This window comes from Janibacter sp. CoH_79_TC_3, assembly GCF_058197955.1.
In genome coordinates, this window is record NZ_JBXWIV010000125.1 from 1 (window position 1) to 259 (window position 259).

Annotated in this window: 1 protein-coding gene; it reads left to right on the top strand. The window is 39.4% G+C overall.

What is annotated here, in order from left to right; genetic code table 11:
- Positions 1–259 (top strand): hypothetical protein (locus tag AC2FA3_RS15335; RefSeq protein WP_490510338.1); only part of this gene is annotated, 259 nt, incomplete at both ends.

Sequence of the window (259 nt, forward strand, 5' to 3'; positions counted from 1 at the left end):
GTATAGAAGTGATTAAAAATATTGCAACAGGAATTTTACAGAGTCTACCAAGTATTCTTAGTACGTTGCTAGGTGTATTAGTGAACTTAGTCAATTTAATCGCATCACATTTACCTGATTTTTTAGGCAAAGGTGTGCAAATCCTGATTACGGTTGGTGCTGGTTTATTACAGGCGGTGCCACAATTGCTTGGGGTGATTCCTGGAATACTAGCTCAGGCTGCTAGCGCATTCTTCTCTTATGATTGGTTGTCTATTGG